This window comes from Streptomyces sp. NPDC085866, assembly GCF_044541035.1.
In the GTDB taxonomy this organism is placed as follows: Bacteria; Actinomycetota; Actinomycetes; order Streptomycetales; family Streptomycetaceae; genus Streptomyces.
Window position 1 is genome coordinate 1 of record NZ_JBITSQ010000008.1, and the last position, 24,866, is coordinate 24,866.

The 24,866-nt window shown below is 70.0% G+C and carries 23 protein-coding genes and 1 riboswitch; of the genes, 17 read left to right on the forward strand and 6 right to left on the reverse strand.

What is annotated here, in order from left to right:
- The 3 genes from ACIF83_RS20775 to ACIF83_RS20785 all read left to right on the forward strand — a co-directional run.
- Positions 1-770, forward strand: a 770-nt coding sequence (locus ACIF83_RS20775) for a cbb3-type cytochrome c oxidase subunit I (protein WP_398141816.1), incomplete at its 5' end; no start/stop codon positions are given.
- Entirely contained in the window at positions 767-1,165 is a 399-nt protein-coding gene (locus ACIF83_RS20780) for a cytochrome c oxidase subunit 4 (RefSeq protein ID WP_393466235.1), read from the forward strand. The genes ACIF83_RS20775 and ACIF83_RS20780, both read left to right, overlap by 4 nt.
- 129 nt (positions 1,166-1,294) lie before the next feature.
- Entirely contained in the window at positions 1,295-2,557 is a 1,263-nt protein-coding gene (locus ACIF83_RS20785) for an Ig-like domain-containing protein (RefSeq protein WP_399728835.1), read from the forward strand.
- 103 nt (positions 2,558-2,660) lie between these two features.
- Here the strand turns inward: ACIF83_RS20785 and ACIF83_RS20790 are convergent, their stop codons facing one another.
- Entirely contained in the window at positions 2,661-3,062 is a 402-nt protein-coding gene (locus ACIF83_RS20790) for a hypothetical protein (protein ID WP_386574348.1), read from the reverse strand.
- A 146-nt stretch (positions 3,063-3,208) separates the two neighbouring features.
- On the opposite strand from ACIF83_RS20790, the gene ACIF83_RS20795 reads away from it, so the two are divergent.
- From ACIF83_RS20795 to ACIF83_RS20820, 6 genes are all read left to right on the forward strand, one after another.
- The gene (locus ACIF83_RS20795; RefSeq protein WP_386574347.1) at positions 3,209-3,829 is read left to right on the forward strand and encodes a heme-copper oxidase subunit III; all 621 of its coding nucleotides are present in this window, start codon (positions 3,209-3,211) and stop codon (positions 3,827-3,829) included.
- A 62-nt stretch (positions 3,830-3,891) separates the two neighbouring features.
- On the forward strand, positions 3,892-4,704 hold the full coding sequence (locus tag ACIF83_RS20800; RefSeq protein ID WP_399728839.1) for a c-type cytochrome: 813 nt from the start codon (positions 3,892-3,894) through the stop codon (positions 4,702-4,704).
- A complete protein-coding gene (locus ACIF83_RS20805; RefSeq protein ID WP_399728842.1) occupies positions 4,701-5,759 on the forward strand; it encodes a Rieske 2Fe-2S domain-containing protein in 1,059 nt (352 codons plus the stop codon). Before ACIF83_RS20800 ends, ACIF83_RS20805 begins: the two co-directional genes overlap by 4 nt.
- Positions 5,756-7,387: a cytochrome bc complex cytochrome b subunit gene (locus ACIF83_RS20810; RefSeq protein ID WP_399728845.1), complete on the forward strand. Its 1,632-nt coding sequence runs from the start codon at positions 5,756-5,758 to the stop codon at positions 7,385-7,387. Before ACIF83_RS20805 ends, ACIF83_RS20810 begins: the two co-directional genes overlap by 4 nt.
- Before the next feature lie 119 nt (positions 7,388-7,506).
- Positions 7,507-8,571 (forward strand): anthranilate phosphoribosyltransferase, encoded by a 1,065-nt coding sequence (gene trpD, locus ACIF83_RS20815; protein WP_398141818.1) that lies wholly within the window; start codon positions 7,507-7,509, stop codon positions 8,569-8,571.
- Between the two features lie 86 nt (positions 8,572-8,657).
- Positions 8,658-8,774: riboswitch (SAM riboswitch) on the forward strand.
- Positions 8,775-8,935: 161 nt separating this feature from the next.
- Positions 8,936-10,312, forward strand: coding sequence for an aminotransferase class V-fold PLP-dependent enzyme (locus tag ACIF83_RS20820; RefSeq protein WP_393466256.1), 1,377 nt, complete (start codon positions 8,936-8,938; stop codon positions 10,310-10,312).
- Between the two features lie 35 nt (positions 10,313-10,347).
- Here the strand turns inward: ACIF83_RS20820 and ACIF83_RS20825 are convergent, their stop codons facing one another.
- Both ACIF83_RS20825 and ACIF83_RS20830 read right to left on the reverse strand, forming a co-directional pair.
- A complete protein-coding gene (locus ACIF83_RS20825) occupies positions 10,348-10,629 on the reverse strand; it encodes an Lrp/AsnC family transcriptional regulator (protein WP_393466258.1) in 282 nt (93 codons plus the stop codon).
- A complete protein-coding gene (locus ACIF83_RS20830; RefSeq protein WP_399728850.1) occupies positions 10,626-11,420 on the reverse strand; it encodes a rhomboid family intramembrane serine protease in 795 nt (264 codons plus the stop codon). The genes ACIF83_RS20825 and ACIF83_RS20830 overlap by 4 nt, the downstream gene beginning before the upstream one ends.
- A 153-nt stretch (positions 11,421-11,573) precedes the next feature.
- Here ACIF83_RS20830 and ACIF83_RS20835 point away from each other — a divergent pair, with 153 nt between their 5' ends.
- The 5 genes from ACIF83_RS20835 (at position 11,574) to ACIF83_RS20855 (ending at position 16,912) form a co-directional block, all read left to right on the forward strand.
- A complete protein-coding gene (locus tag ACIF83_RS20835) occupies positions 11,574-11,813 on the forward strand; it encodes a hypothetical protein (RefSeq protein WP_145875323.1) in 240 nt (79 codons plus the stop codon).
- 37 nt (positions 11,814-11,850) lie between these two features.
- Complete coding sequence (locus tag ACIF83_RS20840) at positions 11,851-13,194, forward strand: NYN domain-containing protein (protein WP_399728853.1); 1,344 nt, start codon at positions 11,851-11,853, stop codon at positions 13,192-13,194.
- A gap of 212 nt (positions 13,195-13,406) precedes the next feature.
- Entirely contained in the window at positions 13,407-14,441 is a 1,035-nt protein-coding gene (locus ACIF83_RS20845; RefSeq protein WP_393466268.1) for an NlpC/P60 family protein, read from the forward strand.
- A 235-nt stretch (positions 14,442-14,676) separates the two neighbouring features.
- Entirely contained in the window at positions 14,677-15,690 is a 1,014-nt protein-coding gene (locus ACIF83_RS20850; RefSeq protein ID WP_399728856.1) for an NlpC/P60 family protein, read from the forward strand.
- Positions 15,691-15,718: 28 nt separating this feature from the next.
- Positions 15,719-16,912 (forward strand): hypothetical protein, encoded by a 1,194-nt coding sequence (locus ACIF83_RS20855; protein ID WP_399728859.1) that lies wholly within the window; start codon positions 15,719-15,721, stop codon positions 16,910-16,912.
- Here the strand turns inward: ACIF83_RS20855 and ACIF83_RS20860 are convergent.
- Positions 16,900-17,430, reverse strand: a complete 531-nt coding sequence (locus ACIF83_RS20860) for a PadR family transcriptional regulator (protein WP_393466277.1) — start codon at positions 17,428-17,430, stop codon at positions 16,900-16,902. The two genes, ACIF83_RS20855 and ACIF83_RS20860, sit on opposite strands and share 13 nt — an antisense overlap.
- Before the next feature lie 90 nt (positions 17,431-17,520).
- On the opposite strand from ACIF83_RS20860, the gene ACIF83_RS20865 reads away from it, so the two are divergent.
- Positions 17,521-18,840, forward strand: coding sequence for an MATE family efflux transporter (locus ACIF83_RS20865; RefSeq protein WP_399728863.1), 1,320 nt, complete (start codon positions 17,521-17,523; stop codon positions 18,838-18,840).
- Here the strand turns inward: ACIF83_RS20865 and ACIF83_RS20870 are convergent.
- Entirely contained in the window at positions 18,804-20,021 is a 1,218-nt protein-coding gene (locus ACIF83_RS20870) for a glycosyltransferase 87 family protein (protein ID WP_399728866.1), read from the reverse strand. The two genes, ACIF83_RS20865 and ACIF83_RS20870, sit on opposite strands and share 37 nt — an antisense overlap.
- A gap of 96 nt (positions 20,022-20,117) precedes the next feature.
- Between ACIF83_RS20870 and ACIF83_RS20875 the strand changes: the two genes are divergently transcribed.
- Both ACIF83_RS20875 and ACIF83_RS20880 read left to right on the forward strand, forming a co-directional pair.
- Positions 20,118-21,260: a glycosyltransferase family 4 protein gene (locus ACIF83_RS20875; RefSeq protein ID WP_398141825.1), complete on the forward strand. Its 1,143-nt coding sequence runs from the start codon at positions 20,118-20,120 to the stop codon at positions 21,258-21,260.
- A 115-nt stretch (positions 21,261-21,375) separates the two neighbouring features.
- Positions 21,376-22,962, forward strand: a complete 1,587-nt coding sequence (locus ACIF83_RS20880; RefSeq protein WP_393466999.1) for a GMC oxidoreductase — start codon at positions 21,376-21,378, stop codon at positions 22,960-22,962.
- A 19-nt stretch (positions 22,963-22,981) separates the two neighbouring features.
- On the opposite strand, the gene ACIF83_RS20885 is transcribed toward ACIF83_RS20880, so the two are convergent.
- Positions 22,982-24,778 (reverse strand): AMP-dependent synthetase/ligase, encoded by a 1,797-nt coding sequence (locus tag ACIF83_RS20885; RefSeq protein ID WP_393466288.1) that lies wholly within the window; start codon positions 24,776-24,778, stop codon positions 22,982-22,984.
- Between the last annotated feature and the right edge of the window lie 88 nt (positions 24,779-24,866).

Here is a 24,866-nt window from a genome sequence, read left to right on the forward strand (position 1 = left end):
CCGGCGGTGTGCTGCTGCCGTTCTTCTCCTTCATGACGTTCCTGATCGCCGTCCCGACCGGTGTGAAGTTCTTCAACTGGATCGGCACCATGTGGAAGGGCTCGTTGTCCTTCGAGACGCCGATGCTCTGGGCCGTCGGCTTCCTGATCACCTTCACGTTCGGTGGTCTGACCGGTGTCATCCTGGCCTCGCCCCCGATGGACTTCCACGTCTCCGACTCGTACTTCGTGGTGGCCCACTTCCACTACGTGGTCTTCGGTACGGTCGTCTTCGCCATGTTCTCCGGCTTCCACTTCTGGTGGCCGAAGATGACCGGCAAGATGCTGGACGAGCGCCTCGGCAAGATCACCTTCTGGACGCTGTTCATCGGCTTCCACACCACCTTCCTGGTCCAGCACTGGCTGGGTGCGGAAGGCATGCCGCGCCGTTACGCCGACTACCTGGCGGCCGACGGTTTCACCACGCTGAACACGATCTCGACGATCGGTTCGTTCCTGCTCGGCCTGTCGATCCTGCCGTTCCTCTACAACGTGTGGAAGACGGCCAAGTACGGCAAGCCGGTCGGCGTGGACGACCCGTGGGGCTACGGCCGTTCGCTCGAGTGGGCGACCTCCTGCCCGCCGCCGCGGCACAACTTCCTCACCCTGCCGCGGATCCGCAGCGAATCCCCGGCGTTCGACCTGCACCACCCCGAGATCGCCGCGCTCGAGCAGCTCGAGTACGCCGGTCACGGCAGCGCCATCGAGGGCAACAAGGAGGCCGGCAAGTGAAGATCCAGGGCCGGATGTTCATCTGGCTGAGCTTCTTCATCCTGATCATGGCCGTCGTGTACGGCGTGTGGTCGAAGGAGCCGGCCGGTACCACGGCGCTCTTCCTGTCCTTCGGTCTGCTCGTCATGACCGGCTTCTACCTGGGCTTCACCGCCCGGCGGGTCGACGCGGGTGCGCAGGACGACAGGGAGGCCGACGTCGCGGACGACGCGGGCGAGCTGGGCTTCTTCAGCCCGCACAGCTGGCAGCCGCTCGCCCTCGCCTTCGGTGGCGCGCTTGCCTTCCTCGGTGTCGCGGTCGGCTGGTGGCTGCTGTACTTCGGCGCACCGTTCATCCTGGTCGGCCTGTTCGGCTGGGTGTTCGAGTACTACCACGGTGAGAACCGCACCCAGTAGCACGCAGTAGCGCACCGGGAGCCCGGACACTCCGTCAGGAGGGTCCGGGCTCCTGCTTTTGCCGCAGGTCTGTCCCTCGTACGAGTTACATAGCGCGCAAATGGGGTCTGCATCTCATAGCGTGATCATATGAACAACACTCCGCGTACCCGCACCGTCGTCAGCTGCACCCTGCTGGTGGCCGCCCTCGGCGCGGGCGTCACCGGCTGCGCTTCGCACGGCAACCCCCTGTCGGACAAGCCGTACGACGCAGCGGACCAGATCTCCTTCAACGGCCCCACCGGCGCCGGGAAGCGGGCCGACCCGGACAAGCCCCTGGAGATCACCACCAGCACCGACGACGGCCGGATCACGGACGTCACCGCCTACGACGCCACAGGGCGCTTCGTGGCGGGCGAACTCGCTGCCGACGGCAGCCGTTGGCACAGCACCTCCCCGCTGGCCGCCAACGCCCACTACACGGTCGCGGTGAGCACGGAGGACGAGGACGGCGCGCCCGGCCGTAAGATCCTCAGCTTCGACACCAGCAAGCCCTCGACCACCAAGCGCCTGAACGTCACGTTCGGGCCGGATTCGGGCCAGTACGGCGTCGGGCAACCCATCACCGCCCAACTCGACCACGAGGTCAAGGACAAGGCGCAGCGGGCCGTCGTGGAGCGTGCCCTCAGGGTGGACGCGACACCGGCCGTCCAGGGTTCCTGGTACTGGGTGAGCGACAAGGAACTCCACTACCGCCCCAAGGAGTACTGGCCCACGCACGCCACCATCCAGGTGCACAGCAACCTCGACGGCGTGAAGATCAGTGACCGTCTCTGGGGCGGCACGTCCAAGGCGCTGAAGATCACCACCGGTGACCGGATCGAGGCCGTCACGGACGCGGCGGCGCATCAACTGACGTTCTACAAGAACGGCCAGGAGGTCCAGTCGATCCCCGTCACGACCGGCAAGCCCGGCTTCGAGACCCGCAACGGGGTCAAGGTCGTACTGGCCAAGCAGTACTTCGTACGCATGCGCGGCACCACGGTCGGCATCGCCGAGGGCAGCTCCGACTCGTACGACCTGCCGGTCTACTACGCCACCCGGGTCACCTGGTCGGGCGAGTACGTGCACGCCGCACCCTGGTCAGTGGGCTCCCAGGGCTACGAGAACGTCAGCCACGGCTGCACCGGCATGAGCACATCCAACGCCGAGTGGTTCTTCGAGAACATCCACGAGGGCGACATCGTCAAGGTCGTCAACTCCAACGGCAACCCGATGGAGCCCTTCGGCAACGGCTTCGGCGACTGGAACGTCGACTGGAACAAGTGGCGCACAGGCAGCGCCCTCATCAACGGCACCCCCGACGGCCCCGCTCCCCAGGACGCCGTCCGCCTGCAGCCGACGGCGGTGTGAGCACCTGAGGGGCGCGAGGCTCTACCGATGCGCGGCTCCGCCGCGTGGGCGCGGCAGGCCACGGACGACCGGCAGCCGCGCACAGGCCTCGCGCCCCACCCCGCTAGGCGCTCAGCAACCGCTTCTGACGGAGCAGACCGGCCAGGGCGGCCGCGAACTCCACCGGATCCACCGGCAAGGTGACCGCCGCGTCGGCCCGGCTCCACGTAGCGAGCCACGCATCCTGGGGCCGCCCCATCAACAGCAGCACAGGCGGGCAGTTGAACACCTCGTCCTTGATCTGCCGGCACACCCCCATGCCCCCCATGGGCACGGCCTCACCGTCGAGCACGCACACATCGATGCCGCCCTTGGCCAGCTCCCGCAGCACCGCCTCAGGAGTCGCACACTCCACGAACTCGACCTGGGGCACATCGGGAGCGGGCCTGCGGCCGGAGGCCAACCGCACTTGTTCCCGGGTGTTGGAGTCGTCGCTGTACACCAGCACCGTAGCGGTCGGCTGCATGCTTCCTCCGAGACGTCAGCGTCGTACGGACAGGGCCGTTCGGGGCGGATGTTACTCCCATGAACACCACGTCAACACCGGTTCGGCGGGCAGCAACACTCCGAACGGCACCCCCCGGAGTGAGGGCGGGATAAGCGACCGACATAATGTCGGTCGTGGCGACAGCAACGACAGTAGAAACCGGGCACGCGCACCCGTCGGTCAATCGACCGAACCTCACCAGCGTCGGAACCATCATCTGGCTGAGTTCCGAGCTGATGTTCTTCGCGGCCCTCTTCGCGATGTACTTCACCCTCCGGTCGGTGACCGGACCGGCGTACTGGACGGAGCAGGCACATGCGCTCAACGTGCCCTTCTCCGCGACGAACACCACGATCCTGGTGCTCTCCTCGCTCACCTGCCAGCTCGGCGTGTTCGCCGCCGAGCGCGGGGACGTGAAGAAGCTCCGTGGCTGGTTCATCCTCACCTTCATCATGGGTGCGATCTTCATCGGCGGTCAGATCTACGAGTACACCGAGCTGGTGAAGAAGGACGGGATCTCCCTGTCCTCCGGCCCGTACGGCTCGGTGTTCTACCTGACCACCGGCTTCCACGGCATGCACGTGACGGGCGGTCTCATCGCCTTCCTGTTTGTCCTGGGCCGCACCTACATGGCCAAGAGGTTCACTCACGAGCAGGCGACCGCCGCCATCGTCGTGTCCTACTACTGGCACTTCGTCGATGTGGTCTGGATCGGCCTTTTCGCCACGATCTACCTGATCAAGTAGCCGGGACCGCTCCCGCACATCCTGAAGCATCGACGCAGAAGATCCTGACACCGGGGTAATCCGTGAAAAAGCTCTCCGCACGACGACGCCATCCGCTGGCGGCGGTCGTCGTCCTACTCCTCGCGCTGGCGGCCACTGGGGGGCTGTACGCCGCGTTCGCGCCCGCGAGCAAGGCGCAGGCCGATGAAACCTCCCAGTCCCTGACCATCAAGGAGGGCAAGAAGCTCTACGAGGTCGGCTGCGCCAGCTGCCACGGCACCGGTGGCCAGGGCTCCTCCGACGGCCCGAGCCTGGTCGGCGTGGGCGCTGCGGCGGTCGACTTCCAGGTCGCGACCGGCCGTATGCCGGCCGCCACCTCGCAGGGCCCGCAGGTCGTAAAGAAGAAGAACATCTACACCCAGGCCGAGATCGACCAGCTCGCGGCGTACGTCGCCTCGCTGGGCGCTGGCCCCGAGGTGCCGACGAAGGCGCAGTACGGCCCGGAGGGTGCGGACATCGCCAAGGGTGGCGAGCTGTTCCGTACCAACTGCGCGCAGTGCCACAACTTCACCGGCAAGGGTGGTGCCCTCACCAAGGGCAAGTTCGCGCCGGACCTGACGGGCGTCGACCCGAAGCACATCTACGAGGCCATGCAGACGGGCCCGCAGAACATGCCGTCCTTCCCCGACACCACGCTGTCGGAGAAGAACAAGAAGGACGTCATCGCGTACCTGAACGCGATCAACAGCAGCGAGACGGAGCAGCCGGGCGGCATGGAGCTGGGCGGTCTCGGCCCGGTCACCGAGGGCCTGTTCGCATGGGTCTTCGGCCTCGGTGCGCTGATCGCGGTAGCCGTCTGGGTCGCCGCTCGGACCGCAAAGGCCAAGAAGTCATGAGTAGCCAAGACATTCCAGAAGAGAACCTGCCCGCTGAGCAGGAGCACGCGCACGGCGCCGTGAGCGTCGCGGACGAGCAGAACCCGTTCGCGGACCCGGGGCTGCCGCCCCACGAGCACCGGATCCAGGACATCGACGAGCGGGCCGCCAAGCGGTCCGAGCGCTTCGTCGCCCTGCTGTTCACGGTGTCGATGCTCGCCACCGTCGGCTTCATCGTCTCGTACGTGGCGATCCCGCAGGACAAGTCGATCTTCGTCTTCCCGCTGGGCCACATCAGCGCGCTGAACTTCGCGCTCGGCCTGACCCTCGGTACGGCGCTGTTCTGCATCGGCGCGGGTGCGGTCCACTGGGCCCGCACCCTGATGTCCGACGTCGAGGTCGCCGACGAGCGGCACGCGATCGCCGCCTCTCCCGAGGTCCGTGCGAAGGTCCACGCGGACTTCAAGCAGGGTGCCAAGGAGTCGGCGCTCGGCCGCCGCAAGCTGATCCGCAACACGATGTTCGGGGCGATGGCCATGGTGCCGCTCTCCGGCGTCATGCTGCTGCGCGACCTCGGCCCGCTGCCCGGCACCTCGCTGCGCCACACGCTGTGGGCCAAGGGCAAGCTGCTCGTCAACATGAACACGAACCAGCCGCTGCGTCCCGAGGACGTCGCCGTCGGTTCGCTGACCTTCGCCAAGCCCGAGGGCCTGGAGGAGGCACAGGAGGACTTCCAGAACGAGATCGCCAAGGCGGCCCTGATGATCATCCGGCTGCAGCCGGACAACATCAAGGACAAGCGCGAGCTCGAGTGGTCGCACCAGGGCATCGTCGCGTTCTCGAAGATCTGCACCCACGTGGGCTGCCCGATCTCCCTGTACGAGCAGCAGACGCACCACGTGCTGTGCCCGTGCCACCAGTCCACCTTCGACCTCTCCGACGGTGCCCGAGTGATCTTCGGCCCCGCCGGTCACGCCCTGCCGCAGCTCCGCATCGGCGTGAACGACGAGGGCTACCTCGAGGCGCTCGGCGACTTCGAAGAGCCCGTCGGTCCTGCATTCTGGGAGCGCGGATGAGCACCAACGAGAACAACGAGCGACGCGGCAAGGCGCCGGCCGGCGAGCGGGTGGCCGACTGGGCCGACGGACGGCTCGGGATCTACTCCCTGGCCAAGTCCAACATGCGCAAGATCTTCCCCGACCACTGGTCGTTCATGTTGGGCGAAGTCTGCATGTACAGCTTCCTCATCATCATCCTGACCGGTGTCTACCTGACGCTGTTCTTCCACCCGTCGATGAACGAGGTGGAGTACCACGGCAGCTACGTCCCGCTCCAGGGACAGCTGATGTCCGAGGCGTTCAACTCGACCCTGCACATCTCCTTCGACGTGCGCGGTGGTCTGCTCATCCGGCAGATCCACCACTGGGCCGCGCTGATCTTCCTCGCCGGCATGTTCGTGCACATGATGCGCGTGTTCTTCACCGGCGCGTTCCGCAAGCCGCGTGAGATCAACTGGCTGTTCGGCTTCCTGCTGTTCGTCCTGGGCATGTTCACCGGCTTCACCGGTTACTCGCTCCCGGACGACCTGCTCTCCGGCACCGGTGTCCGCTTCACCGAGGGCGCGATCCTGTCGATGCCGATCGTCGGCACCTACATCTCGTTCTTCCTCTTCGGCGGCGAGTTCCCCGGTCACGACTTCGTCGCCCGGTTCTACTCGATCCACATCCTGCTACTGCCGGGCATCATGCTCGGCCTGATGGTGGGCCACCTGATCCTGGTCTTCTACCACAAGCACACGCAGTTCGCGGGTCCCGGAAAGACGAACAACAACGTCGTCGGCATGCCGCTGCTGCCGGTCTACATGGCCAAGGCCGGAGGCTTCTTCTTCCTGGTCTTCGGTGTGATCGCGGCCATCGCCGCGGTGACGCAGATCAACCCGATCTGGGCCATGGGTCCCTACCGCCCCGACCAGGTGTCCACCGGCGCCCAGCCCGACTGGTACATGGGCTTCGCCGAGGGTCTGGTCCGCTACATGCCGGGCTGGGAGATCAACTTCTGGGGTCACACGCTCGTCCTGGGCGTGTTCATCCCGCTGGTGCTCTTCGGCCTCGTCCTGGCCGCGATCGCGCTCTACCCGTTCATCGAGTCCTGGGTCACCGGCGACAAGAGCGAGCACCACATCCTGGACCGCCCGCGCAACGCCCCGACCCGTACCGCGTTCGGTGTCGCCTGGGTCACCGTGTACATGGTCGGCCTGATCGGTGGTGGCAACGACCTCATCGCCACCCACTTCCACCTGTCGATCAACGACGTGACCTGGTTCGTCCGGATCTTCTTCTTCGCCGGACCGGTCATCGCGTTCATCACCACCAAGCGGATCTGCCTCGGCCTGCAGCGCCGCGACCGCGACAAGGTGCTGCACGGTCGCGAGACCGGCATCATCAAGCGCCTGCCGCACGGTGAGTTCATCGAGGTGCACGAGCCGCTCAGCCAGGAGCAGCTGCACACCCTCACGGCTCACCACCAGTACGAGCCGGCCGAGATCGGCCCGACGGTCGACGAGAACGGTGTCGAGCGCAAGGTGAAGGCGTCCGAGAAGCTGCGCGCCAAGCTCAGCAACGCCTACTACGGCGAGGACAACCAGATCCCGAAGCCGACTGTCGACGAGTACAAGGAGATCACGAGCGGCCACGGCCACCACTGATCCCCGCGTCGCCACACCACGCCGAAGGGCCCCGTCCGTGTTGCGGACGGGGCCCTTCGCCGTGTCCCGGGCTGGATAGGGTGGGACCACACTGTTCTTCTAGACACCCAGGAGCGGCTATGAACGCTGTGACCCCCGCTGGAGGCGACACCGCGGCGGGCCGTTCCTGGCCCGCCCTGCTGAACGGGCTGCTGGACGGCCGGGACCTGTCCGCCGACGACACGGCCTGGGCGATGGACCTGATCATGCGCGGCGAGGCGACCGACGCACAGATCGCCGGGTTCCTGGTGGCCCTGCGGTCCAAGGGCGAGACGGTGGAGGAGATCACCGGACTCGTGCGGACCATGTACGAGCACGCCAACGTGATCGAGGTGCCCGGGCCGGCCGTCGACATCGTCGGCACCGGTGGTGACGGCGCCAAGACGGTGAACATCTCCACGATGTCGTCGATCGTCGTCGCCGGCACCGGAGCGAAGGTCGTCAAGCACGGCAACCGCGCCGCGTCCTCCGCCTCCGGGTCCTCCGACGTCCTGGAGAAGCTCGGGATCAACCTGAACCTGACCCCGAAGCGGGTCGCCGAGGTCGCCGACGAGGCCGGCATCACCATCTGCTTCGCCGTGAAGTTCCACCCGGCCCTGCGTCATGTCGCCGCGGCGCGCGGGCAGTTGGGGATCCGTACCACCTTCAACGTGCTCGGCCCGCTCACCAATCCGGCCAAGGTGCGCGCCCAGGCGGTCGGTGTCGCCGACCCCCGGATGGCCCCGATCGTGGCCGGGGTCCTCGCCGCGCGCGGCAACTCCGCCCTGGTCTTCCGGGGCGACGACGGCCTGGACGAGCTGACGACCACGTCCACCTCCCGGGTGTGGGTGGTCCGGGACGGCAAGGTCGCGGAGGAGAGCTTCGACCCGCGGGACGTCGGCATCGACCTCGTCCCCGTGGAGGCCCTGCGCGGCGCCGATGCGTCGTACAACGCGGAGGTCGCCCGCCGCCTGCTGGACGGCGAGCAGGGCCCGGTCCGGGACGCGGTGCTGCTGAACTCGGCGGCCGCCCTGGTGGCCCTCGACCCGACCGAGGCCCCCCTGGCCGAGCAGCTCCGCGCCGGCATGGCCAGGGCGGCCGTGTCGATCGACTCGGGCGAGGCGAGGCGGACGCTGGAGCGGTGGGTGGCGGCCAGCAACAAGTAGCGGGTGGCTGATCGCCGTCGTAGCGGTGTCCCGGGATCCGGACAGAAGTTGCGCGGCGGCGATCAGCTCGGCTACGTTCCTGATCAGGTCATGAGTGACAGTCATGAGGCCCCGGCCGACTGTCCGGCAACCCTCCGTCCGTGGCGGGGTGCCCCGGGTGAAGACCAGGCCGTGGGCAGCGAGGTCCACGGCAAGCGCGGACCCCTCGCAAACCAGGGGTCCTGGTCGTCGAGGGAGCCTTCTGTGAGCAAGCGAATGCGATAGGGCGTAGAGCCCCGCCTCCGCGTACCCCTTTCACCTTCCCCACGTTCGAGCCGTACGCGCTCACGTGGTGGTTCCGTATTGCCTCTCACAGGAGCTCGCCATGTCCGTCTTCACCGCTGCCGCCGACCAGTCCGTTTGTGCCCCTCTGCCCGTTCTGGGCCGTGACGTCACCGTCCCGCTCGTGACCGGCGGCGAAGTCACCTACGCGGCGCTCGACTACGCGGCCAGCGCCCCCGCCCTCCAGCGCGTCTGGGACGACGTGGCGGCCTACGCGCCGTACTACGGCAGCGTCCACCGCGGCGCCGGCTACCTCTCCCAGCTCTCCACCGACCTGTTCGAGAACGCCCGCAGGACGGTCGCCGAGTTCCTCGACTGCCGTGCGGCCGACCAGGTGATCTTCACCCGCTCGACCACGGACTCCCTGAACCTCCTCGCCGCCGCCCTGCCCGCCGACTGCCAGGTCTTCGTCTTCGAGACCGAGCACCACGCCTCCCTGCTGCCCTGGCAGGACGCCCGCGTCACCTACCTCAACGCCCCGCGCACCCCGCGGCAGGCCGTCGAGACCCTGGAGCGGGCCCTCGCCGACCGCACTGTGTCCATCGAAGGGGGCCACGGCCCGGCCCTGGTCTGCGTCACCGGCGCCTCCAACGTCACCGGTGAGCTGTGGCCGGTGCGCGAGCTGGCCGCCGCGGCGCACGCGCACGGCGCCCGGATCGTCCTCGACGCCGCCCAGCTGGCCCCGCACCACCCCGTGTCGGTCCAGGACCTCGACGTCGACTGGGTCGCCTTCTCCGGCCACAAGCTGTACGCCCCCTTCGGCTCCGGCGTCCTGGCCGGCCGCGCCGACTGGCTGGTCGCGGCCGAGCCGTACCTCGCGGGCGGCGGCGCCAGCCGCAAGGTGACCCGGCGCGAGGACGGGGGAGTGGCCGTGGAGTGGCACGAGACCGCCGCCCGCCACGAGGCCGGCTCCCCGAACGTCATCGGCGCCTACTCCATCGCCTCCGCCTGCAAGGCGCTGACGGAGGCCGGCTTCGACACGCTGGTCGCCCGCGAGCAGCACCTCATCGCGAAGGTGCGTGCCGGCCTGGCCGAGGTGCCCGAGGTCAGGGTCCTCTCCCTCTTCGGGGACGACGCCCCGCGCGTCGGCGTGATCAGCTTCGTCGTGGACGGCTGGAACAGCTCCCACTTCGCCGCCGCCCTCTCCGCCGAGTACGGCATCGGCGTCCGCGACGGCCTGTTCTGCGCGCACCCCCTGGTCCGCACCCTCCTCGGCTCCGACCCCCAGACCCAGGGCGAATGCGGCGCCCCCGAGGCCGCGCCGGGCGAGAAGTCCCTGAACGCGATCCGCGTGAGCTTCGGCGCGGGCACCCCCGACGAGCACGTGGAACGCTTCGTCTCGGCGGTGAAGGAACTGGTGACCGAGGGCGCGAAGTGGACGTACCGCACGGAGGAAGGCCGTTGCGTCCCGGCGGTGTGAGTCGCTGAACGCCTGGTGAGGCGGTCTTCAGTCGATCAGTTGTCCAACCCGATCGCGAAGGCCGCCTCGAGGTCGTGCTGCGAGTACGTACGGAAGGCGACGTGCGTGTCCGTGGCCTCGACCCCGGGGATCTTGCTGATCCGCCCCGGAATCACATCGGCCAGATCCTCGTGCTGCCGCACCCGCACCATGGCGATCAGGTCGTACGTACCGGTGACGGAGAAGACCTCGCTCACCGAATCCAGCGAAGCGATCTGCTCCGCGATCTCGGGGATCCGGTCCACGCTGGTCTTGATCAGGACGATCGCGGTGATCACGACGGGTTCTCTCCCTCGGGTGCCGGAGCCGGTGCGCACTTCACTCTAGTCGCCCGCCCGTCTCCCACCACCGCCGTACCGAGGCCGCCCTTCGGCCCCTCCTTCTTCCGGTACCGCACCCATGCGTACCCGAACCCCGCCCCGAAGCCGACCAGGTGCGCGAGGTAGGCCACCCCCGGCCCCTCTCCGGAGCGCCCTGCCGCCAGCCACTGCAGCGCCGCCCAGAAGGGCAGCACCACCCAGGCCGGGAAGCGCATCGGCAGGAAGAACAGAAAGGGGAGCAGACTGGTGACACGGGCGCGGGGAAACAGGTAGAGGAACGCGCCGAGAACCGCCGAGATCGCCCCGGACGCGCCCACCAGCGACTGCTCGGAGGTGGCGTTGGCGGCCGCGTAGCCCAGCAGGGCCAGGTAGCCGCAGCCGATGTAGAAGAGGGTGAACTCCACCCGGCCCATCCGTTCCTCGGTCATCATCCCGAAGACGAAGAGGAAGAGCATGTTGCCGAGCAGATGTACCCAGCTGCCGTGCACGAACAGCGCGGTGACCGGGGTCAGGGCCTCCCGGACGGGCTCGTCGAACAACCGCGCCGGGACCACCCCCCAGTGCCGGAAGTACGCACGCTGCGCGGCCGGCAGCGCGTCCGCCGAGCCGTACGCCGGAGTGAGCCCCGAGGCCGGTCCCAGGACGAAGATCAGGGAGCACACGGCGATGAGGGCGTGCGTCATCGGCGCGGGAGTGTCCCGGAGCGCCCTGAGTGTGCGGCCGGCCGTCGTGCCCCAGGCGTTGATCATGACTACAGAGCATGACGTAAGGGGACGCAACCTGACAGACCGCCTCGCCGCCGTGGACGGACGGGCGGTGAGCACCCGCCAGGCCGTAGGGTTACGAGCCACACGCGTCGAGGAGCGGCGCGGACCGACCCGAGAAGGAAGCGAACAGTCACGATGACGGTTCCCCTGCCGACCGCCACGACGCGATGGCGCTGCACCCTCTGCGGCAACCTCACCCGCTTCGATGTGACCCGCTCGTCGAAGGTCGTCGAGTACGTCCACCTCGACCTCGCCGGTGAGCCGACGGTCGAGGAACGCGAGGTGGTCAGTGAGACCATCGACTCGGTCCGCTGCCGTTGGTGCAACGCGGTGGACCAGGTGGAACTCGTGGACAGGCCGGGCGCCGGCTCCTGAGCGGAGCGGGCCCCGTACAGGTATTGGGGTGTGACGGATGGTGGAGACCGCAGGCGGGGGGCCGGGCGACGGCACCGCTGAGGTGCTTGACCGTCCGCTGCCCGACGGCGTGCGCCGACGGGTCGTGCAGATCGTCTCGGACGGGTTCGGCGGCCTGACGGTTGCGGAACTGCCCGCCCAATTGCGGCAGTACGCCCGGTTCGCCCCGAACCGGCGGGCCAAGTTCGCCGGGAACGCGATGGCGGCCGCGCTGGAGACCGATCCGCTCTTCCGGCAGCGGATCGGGGAGAAGTTCAGAGAGGTGCAGCCGGAGCTGTCCGGCGCCCTCGACTCAGGCTCACCGCCCCCGGCCGCGGACCCGCTCGACGTGGCGGCCGCGGCCTACGTACTGCGCCCGGCGGGCTGGGTGAAGCTGGTCACCGCGGCCGGCGAGGAGGCCCAGCGCGCGGACGCCGAGCGGGCCGACGAGGAGAGTCGGGCCGAGCTGGAGCGGCTGCGCGAGGAGCTGGCCGAGGCCCGGGCGCAGACCCGGACCGAGACGGAACGGCTGCGCGTCGATCTGGAGTCGGCGAAGAAGGAAGCGGAGTCGCTGCACCGTAAGCTGCGTGCCGCGCTCAGCGACGTGAAGCGCGGCGAGGCCGCGCTGCGCAAGGTCCAGGGCGAGATCGAGGCCGTACGCGCCGAGGGGCAGGCGCAGCTGTCGGTCGCCGAGAGCGAGTCCCGCCGGCTCAAGGCCCGCCTGGGCGAGGCCGAGGCCGCGCTGGAGGCCACCCGCCGGGCGGCCCGTGAGGGGCGCAGCGTCGAGGACATGCGGGTACGGCTGCTGCTCGACACCCTGCTGGACGCCACCCAGGGGCTGCGGCGCGAACTCGCCCTGCCCCCGGTCTCCGTGCGCCCGGCCGAGACCGTGGACGCGGTCGAGCCGGGGCGTATGACCCCGAAGGACATCGCGGCCCGGGCCCTGTCCGAGAACGACCCGGCTATCCTGGACCAGCTGCTCGCGCTGCCGCAGGCGCATCTGGTCGTCGACGGCTACAACGTCACCAAGACCGGCTATCCGCAGATGCCGCTGGAGAAGCAGCGGCTGCGGCTCCTGGGGCAGCTCTCGGCCCTCGCCGCGCAGACCGGCGCCGAGGTGACATGTGTCTTCGACGGCGCCGAACTGGCCGCGCCGGTGCTGCTCGCGCCACCGCGCGGGGTGCGGGTGCTGTTCTCCAAGCCGGGGGTCACGGCCGACGAGCTGATCCGCCAGCTCGTGCGCGCGGAGCCGCCGGGCCGTCCGGTCATCGTCGCCTCGACCGACCGGGAGGTGGCCGACGGGGTCGCCAGGGCCGGTGCCCGTCCCGTCGCCTCTGCGGTACTTCTGAAGCGACTGTCCTGAAGGTCCAACGCGCATATGTAATGCCCGAATTGACCCGACTCTCACGCCACGTAGGGTCAATCGCGCCTCACTGCACGTGAGTTATGTGCAAAGAATGCATTGCGTCACAGGGTTTTTTGCCGCGAGGATTTGAACTGATCACAACTGGGTCACTAGGGTCTGGGCTCGAACCTCCGAACGGGTGAACACTCACAAGAAGGAGTTCGTCCTCCGTGGCGTCCCATCGTCGACCCAAGCAGCCGAGTCGCACGCGTGTCACCGTGCTGACCACCGCAGCCGCCGCTGCCGTCGCGCTCAGCGCGAACGCCGCCAATGCCGCGCCGAGCGAGAAGCTCGGCAAGGACGAGGTCAAGGCGAAGGTCGACAAGCTCTACGAGCAGGCGGAGCAGGCCACCGAGAAGTACAACGGGGCCAAGGAGAAGCAGCAGAAGCTGCAGAAGGAAATCTCCACCATCCAGGACAACGTGGCCCGTGGCCAGCAGGAGCTCAACAAGCTCCGCGACGGCCTGGGTTCGCTGGCGACCGCCCAGTACCGCTCCGGTGGCATAGATTCCTCGGTCCAGCTCTTCCTGTCCTCCAACCCGGACGACTTCCTCGACAAGGCCTCCACGCTCGACCAGTTGAGCAGCCAGCAGGTCGAGGCCCTGAAGAAGATTCAGGACAAACAGCGCGAACTCGCCCAGGAGCGGGCCGAGGCCACCGACAAGCTCAAGGACCTCGCCGCCACCCGCACCGAGCTGGGCAACAAGAAGAAGGAAGTCCAGGGCAAGCTCGCCGAGGCGCAGAAGCTGCTCAACACCCTGACCGCCAAGGAGAAGGCCGCGCTCGCCGCCGAGCAGGCGCGTGCCAACCGCTCCTCCACCGAGCGTGTGGACCTCGGCGACGCCCCGCCCGCCTCCGACCGCGCCTCGGCTGCGTTCTCCGCCGCCCAGAGCAAGATCGGCTCGCCGTACGTCTACGGCGCCTCCGGCCCCTCCTCCTTCGACTGCTCGGGCCTGACCTCCTGGTCCTACGCGCAGGCCGGTGTCTCCATCCCGCGCACCTCCGAGGCCCAGGCGAACATCGGCACCCGCATCTACAACCAGAGCGACCTCAAGGTCGGCGACCTGGTGTTCTTCTACGGCGACCTGCACCACGTCGGCCTCTACGCCGGCAACGGCCAGGTGCTGCACGCCCCGCACACCGGTGCCGTGGTCCGCTACGAGGCCATCGGCAACATGCCGTTCCAGTTCGGCGTCCGGGTCTGACAACTCCGCGACGCTGACTCGGTGGCGCCCGAACGGGCGAATCCGATGAACCGAGACTGACTCCACGCCCCGCCCATGACCTGCGTCAGGGCGGGGCGTCGGCTTTGTGCGCCGCTCGAGGTCGTTCGGCGCGGTCCTTCCGCACGGCTACTGTCTGCCGCGATTCCCCGGCGCAGGGGCCTCCCCGTCCCCGGCGCCGGGGAAGCTGTCCCTGTCCGCCAGCAGAAGGACTGCCGTGGGGTCCCATCGCCGCCTTGCACTGTCCGGGTTCAACCGGGGCGCCGGCGTCGCCCTGTGCGTGTTGTCGGCCGCGGCCGCCGCGCTCGGAGCCGTACCCGTCCAAGCAGCGCCGCACGGGGACACCCGTGCCGAGGTGGACCACCTCTACGAGGAGGCCGAGAGGGCGACCCAGGCCTACGACAAGGCCGACGAGCGGGCCGACGTGCTGCGCCGGGAGGTCCGGGACGCCCAGGACCACATCGCCCGGCAGCAGCAGCGCATCAACACCATGCGCGAGCGGCTCGGTTCGCTGGCCGGCGCCCAGTACCGCGCCGGCGGGATCGACCCGGCCGTCGCGCTGCTCTTCTCCGACGACCCCGACGACTACCTGGACAAGGCGGCCACCCTCGACCGCATCGGCGCCCAGCAGGCGGGCGAGCTGCGCGAGTTGAGCACGGCGATGCGTGAGCTGGCCCAGGAGCGCGCCGAGGCCGCCGGGAAGCTCGCCGCGCTGGAGCAGAGCCGCAGGGCCGTCGCCACGCACAAGCGGACCGTGGAGAGGAAGCTCGCCAGGGCCCGGCAGCTGCTCAACTCGCTGCCCGCCGCCGAACGCGCCGCCTACGACCGGGCCTCCCGCTCCGACCGGGTCGACCTGCCCGACCTGTCCGGTGCCGTCGCCCCCGACGCCCGCGCGGCGGCCGCCGTCGCCGCCGCCCGCTCCGCCCTCGGCCGCCCCTACGTGTGGGGTGCGACCGGCCCCTCCGGCTTCGACTGCTCGGGCCTGATGCAGTGGTCGTACGGGCACGCCGGCATCCATCTGCCGCGCACCTCGCAGGAGCAGCGGTACGCCGGCCGGCAGATCCCGCTCTCCCAGGCGCGCCCCGGCGACCTGGTCGTCTACCGCTCCGACGCCAGCCATGTGGCGATGTACGTCGGCAACGGCCAGGTCATCCACGCCCCCTACCCGGGCGCGCCGGTGCGTTACGACCCGGTCGGCATGATGCCCATCTCCTCGGTGACCCGTCCCTGACCTCCCGCGCGCACCGTACGATCGGGAAATGGCTGGTCGTAGAAGGGTGTGGCGCGCCGCGGCGGCGGGGCTCTGTCTGCTGCTCGCGGCGCCCCTCGCCGGATGCGGCGGGCGGACCGCGGCCGACCCGGCCACGGCCGAGGTGCAGCAGGTGCTCGACCGGCGCTCCGCGGCCCTGCTCGGGCACGACGAGACGGCGTACGGCACGACGGGCACCCGGACCGGGTACGTCCGCCTGCGCGCGCTCCCGCTGGCCTCCTGGGCCTACCGGGTGACCGCCGTGCACGGTGGCGGCTCGGGCGCCACCGCGGACGCCGAGCTGCGCTACCGGATCGCCGGCTACGACGGGGCCCCAGTCAGCGTCCGCCGCACCCTCGCGCTCGGCCGCACCGCCGACGGCACGTGGTACGTCACCGCCGACAAGCCCGCGCGGAAGGCCGGGGAGCAGCTGTGGGACCAGGGCACGGTGACCGCCGTGAAGGGCGCCCACAGCCTGGTCCTCGGGGCCGGTCAGAGCGTCGGCGACCTGCGCGCCTACGCCCGGCTCGCCGACCGCGCGGTCCCGGCCGTCTCCCGCGCGTGGGGCACGGACTGGACCCGCCGGGTCGTCGTCCTCGTCCCGCGCACGCTGGAGGGCATGGCGGGGCTGCTGGGCTCGCCCGCCGCCGACTATCGGGGCATCGCCGCCGTCACCACCGGCGAGGTGGGCGGCGCGGGCAGGGCGCCCGCGGACCGGGTGGTCGTCAACCCGGAGGCGTACGTGCTGCTGGGTGGCGTCGGCAAGCAGGTCGTGCTCACCCACGAGACCACTCATGTGGCCACCCGCGCGCACACCGACGCCGCCACCCCGCTGTGGCTCTCCGAGGGGTACGCCGACTGGATCGGCTACCTCGGCACCGGCCGCACGCCCGTCGAGGCCGCACCGGAACTGGCCCGCGCGGTCCAGGACGGCAAGGTGCCCGCGAGTCTCCCCGCCGACAAGGACTTCGGCTTCAGCACCGACCCCGCCCACCTCGCGCAGTCCTACGAGAGCGGCTGGCTCGCCTGCCGGATGATCGCCGACCACTGGGGAGAGGGCCGGCTCGGCGCCTTCTACCGGGCCGTCGGCATGCACCGGGCGCGGGCGGGCGCGGTCGAGGAGGCACTGAAGAAGGTGCTCGGGACCACGCCCAAGGCGTTCACCGCGGAGTGGCGGCAGTACGTGCGTGCTCAGCTGAGCTGACCGAGCACCTCGATCGCCTCGCGCAGCCACTCCCGCTCGGCCGTGCCGGTGGCCCGGGCGACCCGCAGCATGCCCTGCCGGAACAGGTCACCCGCCTCCTCCGCGCGCACCGGCTCCCCGTCCCGGTAGAAGAAGCTCGCCGGGGCCTCCAGGAAGTCCAGGCGGCGGCGCAGCACCGCGGCCTGTTCCGCCGGGTCGTCCAGGTGCCGCAGGAAGGCGAGGACGGTGTTGAAGCGGACCTGGTCGGTGATCTCGGCCTGCTTGGGAGTGCGCAGCCGCTCCAGCAGCTCCGCGCGGCCCTTCCCGGTCAGGGACAGCACCCGGCGCGGGGCGGCGCTCGCGCCCTCCTCGGTGCGCTGGTCGAGCTTGCCCGCGGCGACCAGCCGGTTGATGGCCGGGTAGAGGGCGCCGTCGCTGACCGGCCGGACATGCCCGCTCAGCGCCTTGATGCGCTCCTTCAGCTCGTAGCCGTGCAGGGGTTCCTCGGCGAGGAAACCCAGGATCGACAGTTCCAGCACGCGAAATCCTCCTTGCAGCGGGCGTGGGACTCATGCTAGCTCTTATCGAGCTACCTCTAAACGATGTAGCTCGATAAGAGGGGGCTCCGTGTGAACGCGCACCGCAGGCAACTCGTCTCGCTCGCCCACCCCGTCTACCTCTCGCTCCTCGCCTCGGTCGCCTCCGGGATCATCAACACCGTCTGGGTCTCCCGGCTCGGCGGTGCCGCCGTGGCCGCCGTCGCCCTCGCGACCAACACCGAGAACGTGCTGCTCGGCATCGCGCTCGTCTTCGCCTCCGGTACGACCGTGCTCGTCGCGCACGCCAGGGGAGCTCGCGATCCCGCCGCCCTGCGGGCCGCGGTGCGCGGCGGTAGGGCGCTGTGCGCTCTGGTGACGCCGGTGGTCGTGGTCGGCGGGTTCCTGTTGCGCGAGCCGTCGGCCCGCCTGGTCCTCGGGGGCGGCGACGCGGCGGCCCTGCGCCTCGCGACCGCCTACTTCGCGATCTCCCTGCCGGGCATGGCCGTCTTCTTCGCCCAGCAACTCGTCGACGGCATCCTCAAGGGCGCCGGCGACACGCGTACCCCGATGCGGCTCGCCCTGCTGGCCAACGGGCTGATCCTGCTCTGCGACCCGGTCCTGATCCACCTCTACGGCGTCCGGGGCGCCGCGGCCTCGACCGTGCTGTGCCGCTGCGTGGCCCTCGTGGCGGGCCTGCGCGCGCTCGGCCGCGACGCGCTGCTGCGGACGGCGGCCGGCACCCCTGCCGCCGAACCGGTCCTCGCCGCCCTGCGCCGAACCCTGGCCACCGGCCTGCCCATGTCCGCCGACTTCACCGTGCGGCAGGGCGGGTCCCTGGTGCTGGTGGCGATCGTGGCCCGGCTCGGAGTGACGGCGGTGGCCGCCTACTCGATCGCGTACAAGGTCATGTACGTCGCGACCATGGCCTTCTACTCGGTACGGCAGGCCGCCGCCATCCACACCGCGCACACCCGGGGTGCGGGGCAGGACGCGCGCCGGGACATAGGCCGGCAGGCGCTGCTCGTGTCCGGGGGCCTCGGCCTGGGCGCCGCCGCCCTGTTCGCCGCCACCGCCCCCTGGATCATGGCCGCCTTCGGCGCCGGACCCGAGGTCGCCCACCAGGGTGTGCTGTTCCTGCGCTGCATCGGGCCCTACCTGCTGCTGATGGCCTGTTTCATCGCGCTCGGCGGGGTCTTCGAGGGCAGCGGGGGAGCTCCGGCCCTGCTCCGGGCCACCCTGCTCGGCACCGCCGTCCAGCTGCCCCTGGCGTACCCCCTCTCCGGGCTCGGCCTGCCCGGCGTCGGCCTGGCCCTGGCGCTCGCGATGGCCGTGCAGTGCGGGGCGGTGGCGGTGCTGTTCCGGCGGGCCCGCCGTCAGGAGACCGAGGTCTCCTTCGCGGGAGCCGGCTGAGGGGCCGGTGGGGCCGCGGTGACCATGGGGACCGTGGAGCGCCACAGCCGGCGGGCCGCCATGAACGTGGCGGCGACGAGCAGGCCGTTGCGCAGGACGAGCAGCGTGATGCCGTACGTGTCGCTCACGACCACGTGCACGAAGCCGATCGGGAACTCGAGGACCGTCAGGAAGGCCGCGGCGAGGGCCATCAGGGCGGGGGCGCCCATGCGGCTGGCCCGGAAGCACAGGCACACGGCGGCCAGGCCGATCAGCCACACCAGGTACTGCGGGCTGATCACCCGGCTGGTGACCGTGAACAGCAGCACCGCCGTGAGGGCCGCGTCCGCGGGCGTGTGCGCCTCGAACCGGGACGCCCGCCGCCGCCACAGCAGCAGCCAGCCGAACGCCGCCCCGGTGAGCGCCATCGCGACGTTGCTGACCAGCCCGACGTACGGGCCGACGAACTCGATCGACCCGTAGTTCAGCAGCACCTCCCCCTGCCAGCCGTGGTGCCGGGCCACATGGAAGACCAGGCTGCCCAGTGACTCCACCTCCGTGCCCCGGTCCCGCTGGAAGGTGAGAAAGGCGAAGGCGCCCGGCATGGACACCGCGAACAGCGTCGCGACACCGCACACGGTCACCGCGGCCGACAGCCACCCCCGCAACCGGGTTGCGCCCACCAGCAGCAGCGCCGGCCACACCTTCAGCAGCGCCCCGAATCCCACCAGCGCGCCCATCACCCGGGGATGCCGGATCCCCGCGAGCAGGGCCGCCACGGCCACCGCGGTCACCATCAGGTCGTAGCGGGCGTACACCGTCGGGCCGAGCAGGGGCACGCCCACCACCCAGGTCCACGCCCCGCGCAGCGAGCGGCCGGGCCGCCGGCCCGCGTGCAGCAGCAGGGCCAGCACGGCCAGGTCGGCCAGGCACACCAGCACGAAGAAGGCGTGCGGGTAGCTCAGGAACGGCAGGGCGGCGGGGGAGAGGATCGCGAGCGCGGCGGCGGGCGGGTACTGCCAGGTCACGTCGGCGAGCGGAAACGTTCCTTGGCGCAGCACCTCGTACCAGCCCCGGTAGATCACCGACACGTCACTGGTGACGTCGGGACCCGGGAAGACGTAGACCCCGAAGACGAAGAGCAGTAGTACCAGCCGGGTCGCGCACCAAGTCGCCGACAGTCCCGCTATCTTCCCGCTCACCCGCACCCCTGTTCACACATCGACCCCGTTCCGGGCCCATGATTCCCTGCCCACCTGTGCGTGTGCCACGAAGCGCGCCCGGTAGGGTCGGCGACGATGCACAAGACGCTGATCGTGACCAACGACTTTCCGCCCCGGCCGGGCGGCATCCAGGCCTTCCTGCACAACATGGCCCTCCGGCTGGAGCCCGGACGGCTGGTCGTGTACGCCTCCACCTGGAAGCGCGGTCGCGAGGGCGTCGAGGCCACGGCCGCGTTCGACGCCGAGCAGCCCTTCACCGTCGTACGGGACCGTACGACCATGCTGCTGCCCACGCCCGGCGCGACCCGGCGGGCCGTCTCGCTGCTGCGGGAGCACGGCTGCACCTCGGTCTGGTTCGGGGCGGCCGCGCCGCTCGGTCTGATGGCACCCGCGCTGCGCAGGGCCGGCGCCGAGCGGCTGGTGGCCACCACCCACGGGCACGAGGCCGGCTGGGCCCAGCTGCCCGCCGCCCGGCAGCTGCTGCGCCGGATCGGGGACTCCACGGACACGATCACCTACCTCGGCGAGTACACCCGCTCCCGGATAGCGACCGCGCTGACCCCGGAGGCGGCCCGGCGGATGGTGCAGCTGCCGCCCGGGGTCGACGAGAAGACCTTCCACCCCGGCTCGGGCGGCGACGAGGTCCGGGCGCGGCTCGGGCTCACCGACCGGCCGGTGGTCGTGTGCGTCTCCCGGCTGGTGCCGCGCAAGGGCCAGGACACCCTGATCCAGGCCATGCCCCGGATCCTCGCCGCCGAGCCGGACGCCGTGCTGCTCGTCGTCGGCGGCGGTCCCTACGAGCAGGACCTGCGCCGACTGGCCCGCGAGACCGGCGTCGAGGCCTCGGTCCGCTTCACCGGCGCGGTGCCCTGGTCCGAGCTGCCCGCGCACTACGGCGCCGGCGACGTCTTCGCCATGCCCTGCCGCACCCGCCGCGGCGGCCTGGACGTCGAAGGCCTCGGCATCGTCTACCTGGAGGCCTCCGCCACCGGCCTGCCGGTCGTGGCCGGCGACTCGGGCGGTGCCCCCGACGCCGTGCTCGACGGCGAGACGGGCTGGGTCGTCCGCGGCGGCGAGCCCGCCGAGGCCGCGGAGCGGATCATCGCCCTCCTCGCGGACGCGGAACTCCGCGACCGGATGGGCAAGCGGGGCCGCCAGTGGGTCGAGGAGAAGTGGCGCTGGGACCTGCTGGCGGAGAAGCTCAAGGAGCTGCTCTAAAAGCCGTCTTCAAAAACTCGTCCCTGCTCTAGGCGGAACGGGAAAATCCGCACATGCTGCGCGCATGACAGCAAAACTGATGCAGCGTCAGCTGAGTCGACGTCACATCCTGGGCATGATCGCCCTCCAGGCCGCCGCCACGGCAGGTCTCACCCGCATCGGTCTTCAGTCCGCGCAGGCGGCCGAACCGGCCGCCGTCGACAACTCCCCGGCCATCGTCGTCGGTTCGGGCTACGGCGGCGCCGTGGCCGCCCTCCGCCTCGGCCAGGCCGGCATCCGCACCCTCGTCCTGGAGATGGGCCGCCTCTGGAACACCGCCGGCGGCGACGGCAAGGTGTTCTGCTCCACCAGTGCACCCGACCAGCGCTCCATGTGGTTCCGCACCCGCACGGAGGCCCCGCTGGCCACCTTCCTCTGGCTGGACCTCGTCAACAAGGACATCAGCGCCTACCCCGGGGTCCTCGACCGCGTGCACTACGACAACATGTCCGTGTACGTCGGCCGGGGCGTCGGCGGCGGCTCCCTGGTCAACGGCGGGATGGCGGTCACCCCGCTGAAGTCCTACTTCGCCGAGCAGTTCCCGACCGTGGACGCCGAGGAGATGTACGGCACCTACTTCCCGCGCGCCCGCTCCATGCTCGGCGTCAACACCATCGACCCGGCCTGGTTCGAGTCCACGGAGTGGTACCAGTTCACCCGCACCTCCCGGAAGGCCGCCGCCAACGCCGGCCTGAAGACCACCTTCGTGCCGAACGTCTACGACTTCGGCTACATGCAGCGCGAGGCCGCCGGTACGGCCACCAGGTCCGCACTCGCCGGGGAGGTGATCTACGGCAACAACTACGGCAAGCGCAGCCTCGACAAGACCTACCTGGCCGCCGCGCTCGGCACCGGCAACGTCACCATCCACACCCTGGAGAAGGTCACGGCGGTCACCAGGGCGAGCGACGGCTCGTACGTCCTGACCGTCGACCGCATCGACAACACCGGCAAGGTCGTGGAGACCAAGCAGTACAGCTGCACGTACCTCTTCCTCGGCGGCGGCAGCCTCGGTACGACCGAACTCCTCGTCCGGGCGAGGGAGACGGGCACCCTGCCCGCGCTGAACTCCGGCGTCGGCGCCGGCTGGGGCACCAACGGCAACACCATGCTCGGCCGCGCCAACCACATATGGGACACCGTCGGCGCCAACCAGGCGACCATGCCCGTCATGGGCATCGACGACTGGGCCAACACCGCCAACCCGGTCTTCGCCGAGATCGCCCCGCTGCCCATGGGGTTCGAGCACTGGATCAGCCTGTACCTGGCGATCACCAAGAACCCCGAGCGGGCGTCGTTCTCGTACGACTCCACGTCCGGGGCGGTGAAACTCGGCTGGACCCCGGCCCAGAGCGCCGTGTCGGTCGCCATGGCCAAGAAGCTCTTCGACCGGATCAACGCGGCCAACCTGACCATCTACCGGTACGACCTCTTCGGCTCGACCAGCAAGATCTTCGCGGACGACTTCACCTACCACCCGCTGGGCGGCTGCGTCCTCGGGAAGGCGACCGACGACTACGGCCGGGTCAAGGGGTACTCCAGGCTCTACATCACCGACGGCTCGCTCGTGCCCGGCTCGATCGGTGTGAACCCCTTCGTCACCATCACCGCGCTCGCCGAACGCACGATGGCGCGGGTCCTCGCCGAGGACACCGCGCCATGACGCGTTTTCAGCAGGCGTACTACTTCGCGTAGATCGCCTCGATCTCGTCCGCGTAGTCCTTCGCCACCACGTTCCGCTTGAGCTTCAGCGACGGGGTGAGGTGGCCCGACTCCTCCGTGAACTGGGAGGACAGAATGCGGAACTTCCGCACCGATTCCGCCTTCGACACCGCGGCGTTGCCGTCGTCGACCGCTGCCTGGATCGCCGCCAGCAGATCCGGGTCCTCGCGCAGCGACGCCGTGGTGGAGCCCGCCGGCTTGCCGTGCTCGGCCGCCCAACGGCCCAGGAACTCGTCGTCGATGGTGACCAGCGCGCCCACGAACGGCCGCCCGTCGCCCACCACCATGCACTCCGCGACCAGCGCGTGGGCGCGGATACGGTCCTCGATCACGGCCGGGGCCACGTTCTTGCCGCCCGCGGTGACGATGATCTCCTTCTTGCGGCCGGTGATCCTGAGGTAGCCGTCCTCGTCGAGGGTGCCGATGTCACCGGTGTGGAACCAGCCGTCGGCGAGCGCCTCCGCGGTCGCGCCCGGGTTGTTCCAGTACTCCTTGAACAGGTGCTCGCCGTGCAGCAGCACCTCGCCGTCGTCCGCTATCCGGATCACCGAGCCGGGCAGCGGCTGGCCGACCGTGCCGATCTTCTGCCGGTCCCAGGGGTTGAACGCGGTCGCCGCGCAGGACTCGGTCAGGCCGTAGCCCTCCAGCACCGTGAAGCCGATGCCGCGGAAGAAGTGACCGAGCCGCTCGCCCAGCGGGGCACCGCCGGAGATCGCGTACTCGCCCCGGCCGCCGAGGACCGCGCGCAGCTTGCTGTAGACCAGCTTGTCGAAGACCTTGTGCTTGATCTTCAGGCCGAGAGGCGGGCCCGACGGGGTGTCCTGCGCCTTGCTGTAGGCGATCGCGGTGTCCGCGGCCTTGTCGAAGATCGCGCCCTTGCCGTCCGCCTGCGCCTTGGCGCGCGCGGAGTTGTACACCTTCTCGAAGACGCGCGGGACACCGAGGATCAGCGTCGGCCGGAAGGCGGCCAGCTCGTCGGTGAGGTGCTTGATGTCGGGGACGCAGCCGAGCTTGATCGGCGCCATCATCGGCGCGATCTGCACGAGCCGCCCGAAGACGTGCGCGAGCGGGAGGAAGAGGAGGACCGAGCACTCACCGGTGCGGAACAGCGGACGCAGCCGCTCCACGATGTTGCCGCACTCGGCGAAGAAGCTGCGGTGGGTGAGGACACAGCCCTTGGGCCGTCCGGTCGTGCCGCTCGTGTAGACGATGGTCGCCGGGTCGTCGGCCTTGGCGAGCGAGCTGCGCTCCTCCACGGTCGCGTCGGAGACGTCCTGCCCGAGCCGGTCCAACTCCTCCAGGCCGCCGGCCTCGATCTGCCAGACGTGTTTGAGGGCGGGCAGGGTGTCGCGCACCGAGTCGACGGCGGCCGCGTGGTTGTCCAGCTCCACGATGCAGGCGGTCGCGCCCGAGTCGGAGAGGATCCACTGCACCTGCTCCGGCGAGCTGGTCTCGTACACCGGCACGGTGACCGCGCCCGCGCTCCAGATCGCGAAGTCGAGGAGCGTCCACTCGTACCGCGTCCTGGACATCAGACCGACCCGGTCGCCCGGCTGCACACCGGAGGCGATGAGACCCTTGGCGGCGGAGTGCACCTCGGCCAGGAACTCCGTGGCCGTCACGTCCTGCCAGGCGCCGCCCACCTTGCGGGCGATGACGGCGACGTCGGGATGCTGCGCGGCGTTTCTGCGGACGATGTCGGTCAGATTGCCGTCCGCAGGGACCTCGTACAAAGCCGGAAGGCTGAACTCGCGCAAGACTGCTGCTCCTCATAGGGCGCCGGCGCCACGACACTGTGTGATGCGACGGTGCGGTCCAAGGCTCGGGCGGGTGCTCCGGGTGCCG